Origin of the sequence: [Empedobacter] haloabium (assembly GCA_008011715.2) — a bacterium.
Taxonomy (GTDB): Bacteria; Pseudomonadota; Gammaproteobacteria; order Burkholderiales; family Burkholderiaceae_D; genus Rugamonas; species Rugamonas haloabia.
Map to the genome: position 1 here is coordinate 6,232,027 of CP136508.1, position 12,233 is coordinate 6,244,259.

Genomic DNA, 12,233 nt, shown 5'->3' on the forward strand with positions numbered 1-12,233 from the left:
CGAAAAACTATGAGGTGACTGCGAGCGAAAAGGGCGGCTTTTCTGCCGCCCTCATCAGTAATCGTCTCTTCGGTGTAAAAGCCAGGTGCTCTCTCTATCCATCTTGCCGAACGGCGGTATTGGCTTCATACGGAAACAATCCATACCGTCCGCTATGTGGGTTTTTGCTGAACATCTGAACCTGCTCTAGGGTCTTAATTGTATCGGGAGGATCCGTATTTTCAACGACAATTACCTGCTGATCCTCCGGGAGCGATAGCAGATAGTCATAGAACTGTTCCTTCAGGTCGGTACCTCGTAAGTCATCCTCTTTTCCATCTGGCTCTCGGTAAGCCAGAAGTGGGGAGTCAAGGATGGCAAATCCTGGGTGTGGTGTCCCGTTGGATCGACAGTATGAAAGCAAGCCCAAGGTGAAAGCCGCATGTGTGATGGCGCGAAGGCCCTTTCCACGGGCACCGCGTGGCTTCCCGGCGATCACCAGGTCACGAGCTTTAGGGTCAAAAAAGACTTGTCCCGCTTCCGGGAAATGCCAGTCGGTGAGAATTTCCTCAACACTCTTCGCGAATCCAGCGGCTGCAGCGGTCGAGACGTCTCCGCTACCTGCCTGAGCCTTGTCTCCGCCCTCTTGGGCACCTTCAAGACTTGCCCGTCTGCGCTCCATATCTTGGACCGTCGCGTAAAGTGCCAGCCCTTCACGTACTTCAGCCCGCTTATCGCTAAAATCGGAATATGTCGCTCGCAGCTTTGCGAGCTTCGGTGACAGTAGGCCGTCCACTGACTCGGATAGCTGCTCCAACTCCTGCATGATAGTCGGCATTCTTCGGTCGAAGTTCGCTCCCTCGCGCAACAAATCCCGCATCGTCAATGCCAGTTCCGCACGTAACACTTCGATCTTGTTAATCTCTTGCCTGGCAGCCTCAACAACCGCCTCTGTATTTCCTTCACAGGCAGTATTACTACGACCGTGTGATGGCTCTGAACCACAGAGCGGGCAAATGTTCATCTCCAAAACACCGAATAGAGTGCCGCCTTCCTCGATAGCCTGAAGACGTTCAATGTCCGAGACATAGTGCTGATCTAACAGGCTAAAGCGTTCTATGAGGCCTTCAATTTCGTTTCGACGATCGCGCCCCTCTTCGAGTTTTTTTCGCAACTCACGGCGCCGTTTCGCAGCCTCTTGGAACGCCACCTCAGTTGAGTTTAACTGCTGAGCATGCTGGTTTAAGGACGCTTCGATCTTCTGAAGTTGAGTAGCAAGCTCATCGGGCTGTTTTGCAACTTCCTTGAGCCGGTCTCTATAGTCATCGAGCAGCTGATCGAGGAGTTGTATCTGCGCTTCACGCGAAAGCTCCTCAGGCCCACGAGCGGCCGTGCTGACCAGTGCAGAATCGTCAACACCGGTTAGCAATAACTTGAACGTCGACGTATTGGCTGTATCGGCGGTGTAGTTGCCGTCTAAAAGAGGCGAGCGCTGCTGCGTGATCTCGGTTTCGGTGACGATCATTAGCCTGGCGATATTTCGAAAGCTAAGACTGTTCGTCTCATTCCGCGCGTTTTTGCGCACCCGCTTACCAGTGAGGCCAGATTGGTCGAGCAGGAAAGAAGAGAGATTGGAAGCGTTGCGGTCACTATGAACTTCCGACAGTACTTGGGCTTCGACTTCGACACCGGGGGGCACCTCATGTAACCCCGTATACAAAAGGAAGCTACCGCCATCAGCGCTTCGGCTGATTGTGAACGTATCCCCCGCCAGCGTTTCTATGCCGAGTAAAATGCGGTCATAACCCTGTCGCTCGGTAATCTCGCGCAAAGGTGGCTTTCCGCCCAGCATGAAGTCGATTGTCTCGACAATAAATGACTTGCCGGTGTCCGACGCTCCATACAGAACATTCAAACCGGGCCCGAACTTCACAGTTGCAGGTAGCTTCTGGGGTCCAAAAAAACCCAGAAAGCGTAGCCGGAGGCCTTTGATTTCCTTTGTCACTGCTTGCCTCCCGTGCTTGGCTCAATGTGTTGAAATTCTTCAACCCAATCGTCGAAGAAGCGACGCATTACCGCACGAAACTCCTGGTCCGAATGGTGTCCGAATGTTGCGACAAGCCATGAAGCACGCTCCTTCAATGCACGTAGATAGCGGCCAGACAGAGTGTCCAAGAACATCACAGCATTCTCCCCGGCGCTGTACTTGAACCCATCTGGCGCCGCCTGTCGTTGTACCAAGTCCCGCGTCATCATTAGCAGCAAAGCATCCTCTACCAACCCGCGTCTTACCAACAGCTCTGCGGAACGGTGTGGCGTAGGTGGATGAAGACTTTCAGGTCCTCCGACGTCACCGGTGTGAACCAGAAGAAAGTCGAGAGCAACCAAGCGCTGCAAATCGTAGGTTTGGGGGAAGGCAGCACCCAGTAGAGCAACAGCCCGAATACCGGCCTCCAAAGGACCGTTGAACGTGGCGGGACGCTTATCTTGCCTTAGGATTGAGTCCATTGCAGTCGATCCTCATTCGCAAGCTGTTGACACATGCCGTCCCGATCCTTGGGCTTCGTGCAGGTGATTAAGGGGTTCGCCGTAATCTGAAGTTCACGAGCAGCCTTGGTAACCGCACACACTCGTGCATAACCGTCCTGATGAGTTGCGTCATGTGTATCGACGACGCCGTCATAAATGTCGTCTTGCAGCGACTCGAATGTTCCCGCAGGAACGGAGTCACGGGCGAACACTCGAAGTGACTCTGCGTGATAAAACGCCTCACGCTGGCGATGGAAATGATCCCTCAACTTCGGTGCCGATGCCAGTGCCGATGGATCCGAAACCGGCTGACCAATATGTTCAGCATAAGCATTGAGTAGTTGGGTGACGTAGCGACTCTCGTCAGTCTTAATCACTGCGGGCGGCTTCGCAGCATCAGGGCGAGCCTTCAGTCCGCCGCCAAAACGAGCCGCATGAACCGGCGATGCTCGATGTTCCTCAACGAGCTGTAGCGATGTTTTGGCGTCAAAAATCGAGAAGTCAAATGCATTTACATACGCAAGGAGCGATGCGTCGAGCACCACTTCTTGGGTCTTCGTGATTTCCTTTCGGACGTACTTCTCCCAGTTCGCATTAAGCTCATCACGAAGCTTCGAAGCATCTGAAAGAAGGGCAGCGAGAGATGTGCCTACCCCCTTCGGTGCTACGAAGTAGTAACGCCTCGGCGGTGTGTATTCTTTTTTGAACGAGTACCAAACGATCTTACCAATCTCTACCCAAACGTTCGTAGGTCGAAGTGCATTGTCATAATGCTTGCACTGGTAATTATCCCAGACACCTTGCAATTTTTTCGCATCGGTAAAACCGGCGATGTCCACACCTCGATCACCAGAACCGGTGAACCGCTGTACTTTAATATATTGCTGTTTCAAGCAGAAATGCGCCCATTCCTGTACAAAGTCTTCCCACTGATCAGGTGAGTACAGGAGAAGTTGCTGCTGTGGTGGAATCACCGGACCATGCACCACAGTTGCTGCGGTCACTGATGACAATGGTGCAGGCTCAGGGATGTCGGTCCAGTCTGTACTCATGCTATGGCAGGCTCACATGAGCTGCTGAAAATACCCTTGTAAGACCTATGCGCTGCTACTTTCTTAGCAGGAACTTTCTCAGTATCAAGGGCACATCCAGACCGCATGTGATTACGAATTATTAACTTCATTACCATAAACGAAATTTCTCCTCACGGCAACAAATGTGAAAACGCGATTCTAAACCGGCTGAAGGAAAAGGACGAAACCCAACCAAACCTTGGGTAAGAAGTCACCTTGTCGGCTCAGATCCCTGAGTCGACAAGGTGGGGCAGCACTTCGGTTTGGGGTATCGAAGGAAGCTAGCCAAACCTAAGTGTCAAACTTTATTGTTTAGTGTCAGACTTTATTGTTTTGTGTCTGACTTTATTGTTCGTCCACAACAGTCACACCGGCCTGAAGCGGATTACTCCACCGTCACCGACTTCGCCAGATTGCGCGGCTTATCGACGTCCGTGCCCCGCGCCAGCGCGGTGTGATACGCCAGCAACTGCAGTGCGACGACGTGCAGGATCGGCGACAGGCAACCGTAGTGCTCCGGCAGGCGGATGACGTGCAGGCCGTCGCCCGACGTGATGCGCGAGTCGACGTCCGTGAAGACGTACAGCTGGCCGCCTCGGGCGCGCACTTCCTGCATGTTCGACTTCAGCTTTTCCAGCAGCGCGTCGTTCGGGGCGATTGTGACGACCGGCATTTCTTCCGTCACCAGCGCCAGCGGGCCGTGCTTCAGTTCGCCCGCCGGGTAGGCTTCCGCGTGGATGTACGAGATTTCCTTCAGCTTCAGCGCGCCTTCCAGCGCGATCGGGTAATGCATGCCGCGGCCCAGGAACAGGGCGTTTTCCTTGCGGGCGAATTCCTCGGCCCAGGCGATGATCTGCGGCTCCAGCGCCAGCACGGCGGAGATCGCCGACGGCAGGTGGCGCATCGCCTTCATGTGGCCCGCTTCCTCCTCGTCGGACAGGCGGCCGTTGACCTGCGCCAGCGACAACGTCAGCAGGAACAGCGCCGCCAGCTGCGTGGTAAAGGCCTTGGTGGACGCCACGCCCACTTCGACGCCGGCACGGGTGATATACGCCAGCTTGCATTCGCGCACCATCGCGCTGGTGGCGACGTTGCAGATCGTCAGCGTGTGCTCCATGCCCAGCGAGCGGGCGTGTTTCAGCGCGGCGATGGTGTCGGCCGTTTCGCCCGATTGCGAGATCGTCACGACCAGCGTGTTCGGGTGCGGCACGCTGTCGCGATAGCGGTATTCGCTGGCGATTTCCACGCTGACGGGAATCTTGGCGATCGATTCGATCCAGTACTTCGCCGTCAGGCCCGCGTAATAACTCGTGCCGCAGGCCAGCACCAGCACGCGATCAATATCCTTGAAAACCCGATGGGCCCCGTCGCCGAACAGTTCCGGCATGATGCCGGTGACGCCTTCCAAGGTGTCGCCGACCACGCGCGGCTGCTCGAAGATTTCCTTCTGCATGAAGTGGCGGTACGGGCCCAGCTCGGCCGCGCCGGTGTGCGCGTGCACCGTTTTCACCTCGCGCTCGACCTGGCGGCCGTTGACGTCGACGATCCAGGTGCGGCCCAGTTGCAGGTCGACCACGTCGCCTTCTTCCAGGTAGATGATCTGGTCGGTCGTGCCGGCCAGCGCCATCGCGTCGGACGCGACAAAGTTCTCGCCCTTGCCCAGGCCGACGATCAGCGGCGAGCCCTGGCGCGCCGCCACCACGCGGTGCGGTTCCTCGCGGCTGAACACGGCGATCGCATAGGCACCATGCAGACGCTTCACCGCCTGCTGGACGGTGTCGAACAGGTCGCCGTTATACATGTGCTCGACCAGGTGGGCGATCACTTCCGTGTCGGTCTGGCTCTGGAATACGTAACCCAGCTGCTGCAGCTCGGCGCGCAGCTCGTCATGGTTTTCGATGATGCCGTTGTGCACCAGCGCGATGCGGGCGTTATCGGCGTTGGGCGAGAAGTGCGGGTGGGCGTTGTGCGACGCCGGCGCGCCGTGGGTGGCCCAGCGCGTGTGGGCGATGCCGGTGAAACCTTGCATGTTGACTTCCTGGACCTGCTTTTCCAGGTCGGCCACGCGCGACGTGCTGCGCGAGCGCTGCAGCTTGCCGTCCACGTGCAGCGCAACGCCGCACGAGTCGTAGCCGCGGTATTCGAGACGCTTCAGGCCTTCGATCAGGATCGGGGTGATGTTCCGTTGCGCTACCGCGCCGACAATGCCGCACATATAGGACCTCATCAATTGAATGTTGTGATGCCGTCATCGTAGTGCACCCGCCTGGAAATAAGCTTTCTTGTTTAGTCTATATATGAAAGAATATTTCATGTCGTTTTGATGGCGAAATATTCTTTCATTTATGCCGGTAAAAATTTATGGATCAATCACCGCTACTGGATGACGTCGACCGCCGCATCCTGAATGCCCTGCAGCAGAACGCCGCGCTGACCAATGCTGAGCTGGCGCAACTGGTGCACGTGTCCGCGCCCACCTGCCTGCGCCGCGTCAAGCAACTGCGCGACAGCGGCGTGATCGAGCGCGAGGTGGCCATCGTCGCGCCCGCCAAAGTGGGTACGCAGCTGACCGCCATCGTCGAGATCACGCTGGACGTGCAGGCGGCCGACCGCATGGCCGAGTTCGAAGCGCACGTGGCGGCCGAGCCCGCCGTGCTGCAGTGCTACCGGGTCTCGCCCGGCCCGGATTTCGTGCTGATCGTCCAGGTGACGGACATGCCGGCCTATCATGCGCTGGCACACCGGCTGTTCACCAGCCACGTCAACGTGCGCAACGTGAAGGCGTATTTCTCCACGCACCGCAGCAAGTTCGAGACGCGCATTCCCGTGTAAAGGCCGGGTTATCCCGCGTTACGCACAGCCCATGCACAACTAACCCACAGCTTGCGCACAGGGATTTCGCAGGCTTGTACACGGGCTTATCCACCAGCTTGCCCTGGCTTATCCGCTACTTATACCGGGGTTATACGGCCTTGCTAACAAGCTTTTGCACATTGTTATACACAGCCCTGGGACAGTAGTTCGACAGCCCTGCGGCCCGACTGCGTTTGCTGCCCGTAAAACCGTGCACGGATCGCCACCGCCGCGCGCTGCATCATTTGGCCATCCGGCCACGCCCGCAGCCGCCATACCGGTCTGCGGCCACAGCCTCCCCATGCGTGCCCGGGCTGCCGGTAAACCAGGCAGGGCAAGGCCCGGCGGCCTTGCCGGCCTGGCTATCCACACCTTATGCCGGTGATTTTCCACAGCCTTGTGCACCGGCGCCACAACGCCTGCGCCGGGCGATAAGCCATCCATACACGCCTGTCCACCACTTCTCCAGCCGTTATCAACCTGGTTGCCAACACAGTTATCCCCACCACGGGCGCCACAGGCTGTTCAAGAAGCGGTCCAGTTCACAGTTGAGGTTCTGCACTGTTTACCCACGGGTTATCCGGCGGCTTACCCACAAAGTTCTCCACAAGCAGGGAGATTGGCGGGCGGCTAAAATGGCGCATGAACTACCTGGCCCATATCACCCTGGCCCGCCACAGCGACCGCGCGATGGTGGGCGCCATGCTGGGCGACTTCGTCAAGGCAAACGACGTCGACAACTATCCACCGGAGATCGCGCGCGAGATCACGCTGCACCGGCTGATCGACAGCTATACGGACAGCCATCCCGCAGTGGTGGCGTCACGGGAATTGTTCGGCGCGGGCCGGCGCCGCTACGCCGGCATCGTGCTGGACGTCTTTTACGATTACCTGCTGAGCCGAGACTGGGCGCTATATTGCGCGGTGCCGCGCGAGGCACTGATCGCCCGGTTCTACGGGGCGCTGACGCGGCACGAGGCCACGCTGCCGGCGCGGCTGCGCGAGATGCTGCCGTACCTGATCGAGCAGGACTGGCTGGGTGGATATGCGTCGTTCGAAGGGGTGGCGCATACGGTGGCGCGGGTGTCGCGGCGCCTGAGCCGCAACGGCCACCTGCTGCGCGAAGGTATCGACGACCTGATCGTGCATCGTGACACCATCGCGCGTGGCTTCGACCGGTTCTTCCCGGAGCTGGTCGCCTTTGCGACGGCACGCCGGGCCGAACTGGCCGCTGTGGACAAGCTGTCTACTTATCCACTTACTTCTTTGTCTTGACGGGGCGCTGCCAGCTATCGATCGTCATCTGCTTGGGACGCGAGATCGTCAGCTTGCCCGCCGGCGCGTTTTTCGTCAGCGTCGTGCCGGCGCCGATCGTCGCGCCGGCGCCCACGGTAACGGGTGCCACCAGCTGGCTGTCGCTGCCGATGAAGGCGTCGTCCTCGATGATCGTGCGGAACTTGTTGGCACCGTCGTAGTTGCAGGTGATCGTGCCGGCGCCGATGTTGACGCGCGACCCGACCGTGGCGTCACCCACGTAGGCCAGGTGATTGGCCTTGCTGTGCGCGGCGACCTGGCTGTTCTTGATCTCGACAAAGTTGCCGACGTGAACATCCTCGCCCAGCTCCGTGCCGGGGCGCAGGCGCGCGTACGGGCCGATGACCGATGCCGGGCCGACGACGGCCTGTTCGATATGACAGAACGGCTTGATCTGGGCGCCGGCGGCGATCTTCGCGTTGACCAGCACGCTGTGCGCGCCGATCGTGACGCCGTCGGCCAGCTCGACTTTGCCTTCGAACACGCAGCCGACGTCGATCGTCACGTCGCGCCCGCACACCAGCTCGCCGCGAATATCGATGCGGGCCGGGTCCATCACCGTCACGCCTTTTTCCAGCAGCGCGCGGGCCAGGTTGGCCTGGTGGATGCGCTCGAGCTGGGCCAGCTGCACCTTGCTGTTGACGCCCAGTACTTCCCATTCGCCCGACGGATGGGCGGAGACGACCTCGACGCCATCGGCCACGGCCTGCGCGACGATGTCGGTCAGGTAATACTCGCCTTGCGCATTATTGTTCTGCAGCTTGCCCAGCCAGGCCTTCAGGCGCGCCGTCGGGATGCACATGATGCCGGAGTTGATCTCGCGGATCTGGCGTTCCTCGTCGTTGGCATCCTTTTCCTCGACGATGCGGACGATCCGGCCATCCTGCCGCACGATGCGGCCCAGGCCGAACGGATCGTCCTGCACCACGGTGAGAATGCCCAGCTTGTCCTGGCCCGCGGCGTCCACCAGCGCGCGCAGCGAGGCCGCCGTCGTCAGCGGCACGTCGCCGTACAGCACCAGGGTGGGGGCGACGTCGTCCAGCACGGGCAGCGCCTGCATGACGGCATGCCCCGTGCCCAGCTGCGGTTCCTGCAGCGCGGCGGAAATGTCGATGCCGCCTTGCGCCTTGTGGCTGTCCAGAGCAGCGAGCACCGCGGCGCCGCCATGCCCATAGATGACACATAATTTGGCCGGAGCAAGGCTGCGCGCGGTATCGATGACGTGCGACAGCAAGGGCTTGCCGGCCAGGGGATGCAGCACTTTGGGCAGAGCCGATTGCATGCGTTTGCCCATGCCGGCAGCGAGGATGACAACGTTCATATGGCCGTATTCGAGAGTTATAAATATGCAAAAGTTTAGCACGCAGACAATTCGCACGTGGAGCATCCTGGCCGTCCTGGTCCTGCTGGCCGCGTGCAGTTCGCTGAAGCTGGCCTACAACAACGGCGATACGCTGCTGTATTGGTGGCTCGACAACTATGTCGACTTCGAGGACGACCAGCGTGCCGAGGTCAAGAAGGACATCGACAACCTGTTCCGCTGGCACCGCAAGACCCAGCTGCAGGACTACATCCACGTGCTGCAAAAGGCCCAGCGCCAGTTGCAGGGCAACCCGACCCCGGCCGACCTGCTGGCCGACTACAACGACGTGCGGGCCCGCACCCAGGCGCTCTTGCTGAAGGCCGCGCCGGACATCGCCGACCTGGCGCTGTCGCTCAAGCCCGAACAGCTGGAACAGATGGAAAAGAAATTCGCCAAGAACAATGCGGAGTTTCGCAAGAAGAACATGAAAGGCGACAAGGACGACCAGAACAAGTACCGCTACAAGAAATCGATGGAGCAGTTCGAACTGTGGTTCGGCAACTTCAGCGGCGAACAGAAGGACATCATCCGCCAGGCCTCGGACGCGCGTCCGCTCGACAACAATATCTGGCTGGACGAGCGCATGCGCCGCCAGCGCAACGTGCTGGCGCTGGCGCGCCGGATCGTCGAGGAAAAGCCACCGCGCGAGCAGGCCATCGCGCAGATCCAGGCGCTGATCCGGGACACCTTCAGCCGCCTCGACAATTCCGAACGCAAGCCATTCTTCGACGCCTACACCAACAGCACGATCGAATTGGTGCACACGGTGATCCGCATCGCCACGCCGGAACAGAAGGCCCACGCGCACAAGCGCATGCAGGGCTGGATCCAGGACTTCTCGGCGCTGGCGGCCGAAGCCAAGTAAGCCGCTACCCAGCACGCCGCACGGCGCACATCGCAAATCGGGACAGGCAGAGGGCCGCCGGCACGCATGCTATAGTGCCGGGTCCCATCCGTTTCCTGAAGTCATGCAGAAGAAGAAGCCCGCCAAAGTCCCCGTCCACGGTCCCCAGCACAGCAAGCAGGTACGCATCATCGGCGGCGACTGGAAACGCACGCCGCTGCCCGTGCTGGAAGCGCTGGGCCTGCGGCCGACGCCCGACCGGGTGCGCGAGACCGTCTTCAACTGGCTGCGCCACCTGCAGGGCGACTGGAACGGGGCCCAGGTGCTGGACCTGTTTGCCGGCAGCGGCGCGCTGGGCTTCGAAGCGGCCAGCCGCGGCGCCCAGCTCGTCACGATGGTCGACGCCAACACGGCCATCGTGCGCCAGCTGGAAGCCATCAAGGACAAGCTGAAGGCGGCCAATGTCACGATCCAGCGCGGCGATGCGCTGGCCATGGCGCAGGCGCTGGCCGCGCGCGGCCAGCGTTACGACGTCATCTTCCTGGACCCGCCCTACCAGCAGGACCTGCTGGCGCGCACCCTGCCGCTGTGCCTGCCGCTGCTGAAGGAGGACGGCCTGGTCTACGCCGAGGCCGAGCTGGCGCTGACGGGCGACGACGCGCCGGACTGGCTGGCAGGCTGGGAGGTGGTGCGTTGCGACAAAGCCGGCATGGTGCACTTCCACCTGCTGCGCCGGCGCCCGGCCTGAGGCGGTTCGTCCTTCGAGCCCTGCCTGAATTTAGGGCATAATGCGCGTCTGATTGGTGCATAACGCAGGGAGCCGCAATGGTTGTAGCCGTTTATCCGGGAACGTTCGATCCGCTGACCCGTGGTCACGAGGATCTGGTGCGCCGCGCGTCGGGGCTGTTCGACAAGCTGGTCGTCGGCGTGGCCGACAGCCAGAACAAGCATCCGTTCTTCTCCCTCGAGGAACGCCTCGAGATCGCCAACGAGGTGCTGGGCCATTATCCGAACGTCAAGGTGGAAGGCTTTTCCGGCCTGCTGAAGGACTTCGTGCGCGACCATGACGCGCGCGTGATCGTGCGCGGCCTGCGCGCCGTGTCCGACTTCGAATACGAGTTCCAGATGGCGGGCATGAACCGCTACCTGCTGCCCGATGTCGAGACGCTGTTCCTGACCCCGTCCGACCAGTACCAGTTCATCTCGGGCACGATCGTGCGCGAGATCGCCCAGCTGGGCGGCGACGTGTCGAAATTCGTGTTCCCTTCGGTGGACCGCTGGCTGCAGAAGAAGATCGCGGCCAACAAGACTGCATAAGTAGAGTATTGCCATGGCTTTGATGATTACCGACGACTGCATCAATTGCGACGTCTGCGAGCCCGAGTGCCCGAACGACGCGATCTACATGGGTCCGGAGATTTACGAGATCGACCCGAACAAATGCACCGAATGCGTCGGCCATTTCGACGAGCCGCAGTGCCAACAGGTCTGCCCGGTCGCGTGCATTCCGTTCAACCCTGCCTGGCGCGAGTCGAAAGACGAGCTGCACGCCAAGTACGAGCGCCTGCAGGCCACCAAGGCCGCCTGACCGCCCGGGTCCATCCCGGCGCCATGGCGCCGCATTGCTTGCTATCCTCGGCCGCTCCACAAGCTTACGGAGCGCCGCATGAAGGACGACCCGACCGAGCCCGGCCCGGACCTGGAACTGCCGGAAGCGGTCAACGAAAACCTCGAAACCATCAGCGAATTCTATGCGCGCCACAAGCAGGAGATTTCGCCGGCACAAACCGCCATCGAGAAGCTGAGCCTGTTTTTCGGACGGCCGGCCTACCTGGTCGGCATCGTCGTGTTCGCGCTGTTGTGGATCGGCGCCAACGTCTTCGCGGAAGAACTGGGCTGGGAGGTGTTCGACGAACCGCCGTTCTTCTGGCTGCAAGGCATCATTACGCTGAACGCCTTTCTCACCACCACGACCGTGTTGATCCGCCAGAACCGCATGGCGCGCCTGGCCGACCAACACACCCACCTGGACCTGCAGGTCAGCCTGCTGACGGAAAAAAAGACCAGCAAGATCATCAGCCTGCTGGAAGAGCTGCGCCGCGACATGCCGCAGGTGGCGGACAAGCCCGATCCCGAGGCCGAAGCGCTGGACAAGCCGGCCGATCCGCAGGCCGTGCTGGGCGCCATCGAAAACCAGAACCGGGGCGATCACTGACCAAGCGCGGGCAACCCTGAACGGAACGAGGGTGGTATATTGCAATGTCATGCCTCAACGCAT

12 protein-coding genes are annotated in these 12,233 nt (G+C 60.1%); 7 read left to right on the forward strand and 5 right to left on the reverse strand.

What is annotated here, in order from left to right:
• Nucleotides 1-94: 94 nt before the first annotated feature.
• From E7V67_027190 to glmS, 4 genes are all read right to left on the reverse strand, one after another.
• Nucleotides 95-1,984 carry an AAA family ATPase gene (locus tag E7V67_027190; GenBank protein WUR13326.1) on the reverse strand — a complete coding sequence of 630 codons (1,890 nt, stop codon included), beginning with the start codon at nt 1,982-1,984 and terminating at the stop codon, nt 95-97.
• Nucleotides 1,981-2,487 carry an ABC-three component system middle component 2 gene (locus tag E7V67_027195; GenBank protein WUR13327.1) on the reverse strand — a complete coding sequence of 169 codons (507 nt, stop codon included), beginning with the start codon at nt 2,485-2,487 and terminating at the stop codon, nt 1,981-1,983. Before E7V67_027195 ends, E7V67_027190 begins: the two co-directional genes overlap by 4 nt.
• Entirely contained in the window at nt 2,472-3,560 is a 1,089-nt protein-coding gene (locus E7V67_027200; GenBank protein WUR13328.1) for an ABC-three component system protein, read from the reverse strand. The genes E7V67_027195 and E7V67_027200 overlap by 16 nt, the downstream gene beginning before the upstream one ends.
• 406 nt (nt 3,561-3,966) lie before the next feature.
• On the reverse strand, nt 3,967-5,796 hold the full coding sequence (gene glmS / locus E7V67_027205; protein WUR13329.1) for a glutamine--fructose-6-phosphate transaminase (isomerizing): 1,830 nt from the start codon (nt 5,794-5,796) through the stop codon (nt 3,967-3,969).
• A 146-nt stretch (nt 5,797-5,942) separates the two neighbouring features.
• Between glmS and E7V67_027210 the strand changes: the two genes are divergently transcribed.
• Together E7V67_027210 and E7V67_027215 are read left to right on the forward strand one after the other, a co-directional pair.
• On the forward strand, nt 5,943-6,413 hold the full coding sequence (locus E7V67_027210; GenBank protein ID WUR13330.1) for an Lrp/AsnC family transcriptional regulator: 471 nt from the start codon (nt 5,943-5,945) through the stop codon (nt 6,411-6,413).
• A gap of 663 nt (nt 6,414-7,076) precedes the next feature.
• On the forward strand, nt 7,077-7,709 hold the full coding sequence (locus E7V67_027215; protein WUR13331.1) for an ACP phosphodiesterase: 633 nt from the start codon (nt 7,077-7,079) through the stop codon (nt 7,707-7,709).
• Here E7V67_027215 and glmU read toward each other — a convergent pair.
• Nucleotides 7,693-9,069: a bifunctional UDP-N-acetylglucosamine diphosphorylase/glucosamine-1-phosphate N-acetyltransferase GlmU gene (gene glmU, locus E7V67_027220; protein WUR13332.1), complete on the reverse strand. Its 1,377-nt coding sequence runs from the start codon at nt 9,067-9,069 to the stop codon at nt 7,693-7,695. The two genes, E7V67_027215 and glmU, sit on opposite strands and share 17 nt — an antisense overlap.
• A gap of 25 nt (nt 9,070-9,094) precedes the next feature.
• Between glmU and E7V67_027225 the strand changes: the two genes are divergently transcribed.
• From E7V67_027225 to E7V67_027245, 5 genes are all read left to right on the forward strand, one after another.
• The gene (locus tag E7V67_027225) at nt 9,095-9,976 is read left to right on the forward strand and encodes a DUF6279 family lipoprotein (GenBank protein WUR13333.1); all 882 of its coding nucleotides are present in this window, start codon (nt 9,095-9,097) and stop codon (nt 9,974-9,976) included.
• Between the two features lie 103 nt (nt 9,977-10,079).
• A complete protein-coding gene (gene rsmD / locus E7V67_027230) occupies nt 10,080-10,703 on the forward strand; it encodes a 16S rRNA (guanine(966)-N(2))-methyltransferase RsmD (GenBank protein ID WUR13334.1) in 624 nt (207 codons plus the stop codon).
• Between the two features lie 77 nt (nt 10,704-10,780).
• Nucleotides 10,781-11,272, forward strand: coding sequence for a pantetheine-phosphate adenylyltransferase (gene coaD / locus E7V67_027235; protein ID WUR13335.1), 492 nt, complete (start codon nt 10,781-10,783; stop codon nt 11,270-11,272).
• A 13-nt stretch (nt 11,273-11,285) separates the two neighbouring features.
• Complete coding sequence (locus E7V67_027240) at nt 11,286-11,543, forward strand: YfhL family 4Fe-4S dicluster ferredoxin (GenBank protein ID WUR13336.1); 258 nt, start codon at nt 11,286-11,288, stop codon at nt 11,541-11,543.
• 78 nt (nt 11,544-11,621) lie between these two features.
• Complete coding sequence (locus tag E7V67_027245; protein ID WUR13337.1) at nt 11,622-12,170, forward strand: DUF1003 domain-containing protein; 549 nt, start codon at nt 11,622-11,624, stop codon at nt 12,168-12,170.
• The last annotated feature ends 63 nt before the right edge of the window (nt 12,171-12,233 follow it).

Coding starts and splice junctions, on each gene's coding strand:
- E7V67_027195 (WUR13327.1), bottom strand. CDS start 2,487: ATGGACTCAATCCTAAGGCAAGATAAGCGTCCCGCCACGTTCAACGGT.
- E7V67_027200 (WUR13328.1), bottom strand. CDS start 3,560: ATGAGTACAGACTGGACCGACATCCCTGAGCCTGCACCATTGTCATCA.
- glmS (WUR13329.1), bottom strand. CDS start 5,796: ATGTGCGGCATTGTCGGCGCGGTAGCGCAACGGAACATCACCCCGATC.
- E7V67_027210 (WUR13330.1), top strand. CDS start 5,943: ATGGATCAATCACCGCTACTGGATGACGTCGACCGCCGCATCCTGAAT.
- E7V67_027215 (WUR13331.1), top strand. CDS start 7,077: ATGAACTACCTGGCCCATATCACCCTGGCCCGCCACAGCGACCGCGCG.
- glmU (WUR13332.1), bottom strand. CDS start 9,069: ATGAACGTTGTCATCCTCGCTGCCGGCATGGGCAAACGCATGCAATCG.
- E7V67_027225 (WUR13333.1), top strand. CDS start 9,095: ATGCAAAAGTTTAGCACGCAGACAATTCGCACGTGGAGCATCCTGGCC.
- rsmD (WUR13334.1), top strand. CDS start 10,080: ATGCAGAAGAAGAAGCCCGCCAAAGTCCCCGTCCACGGTCCCCAGCAC.
- coaD (WUR13335.1), top strand. CDS start 10,781: ATGGTTGTAGCCGTTTATCCGGGAACGTTCGATCCGCTGACCCGTGGT.
- E7V67_027240 (WUR13336.1), top strand. CDS start 11,286: ATGGCTTTGATGATTACCGACGACTGCATCAATTGCGACGTCTGCGAG.
- E7V67_027245 (WUR13337.1), top strand. CDS start 11,622: ATGAAGGACGACCCGACCGAGCCCGGCCCGGACCTGGAACTGCCGGAA.